Annotated in this window: 1 pseudogene; it reads left to right on the forward strand. The window is 64.5% G+C overall.

Going from position 1 to position 389, the window contains the following annotated elements:
- Positions 1 to 322, forward strand: a pseudogene (locus EVC45_RS46085) (IS66 family insertion sequence element accessory protein TnpB); the annotation flags it as partial.
- Positions 323 to 389: the final 67 nt, after the last annotated feature.

Genomic DNA, 389 nt, shown 5'->3' on the forward strand with positions numbered 1-389 from the left:
GCGCATGGCAATCGAACACGATGTGAACCCGAACCAGCTGCGCAAATGGATTACGCGGTATCAGCAGCGGCAGGCTCAGGACACGACGCTCGCCGACGACGGTGCGCCCACCCGGGCGCAAGCGGTCGACGTGCCGCAGTCAGCTTTCGTACCCATCGTGGCGGCGTCGCCGCCGGCGTTGCGCCCGGAAAGCGGTTCACCTGGGGAGCCCTCAACCCGGTCTGCGCAGTCGATGACGCTCGCGCTGCATGTGCGTCTGTCGAATGGCGTCGAACTCGATCTCGGCGGGGCCGTCGCGACCATCGACGAATTGACGAATTGACGACCATGGTTCAGATCCTGGGGAGGCTGCCGTGTTCCGGTTCGACGAAGACCTGAAGGTGTACCTG

The organism is Paraburkholderia sp. UYCP14C (assembly GCF_004197395.1).
Lineage (GTDB): Bacteria > Pseudomonadota > Gammaproteobacteria > Burkholderiales > Burkholderiaceae > Paraburkholderia.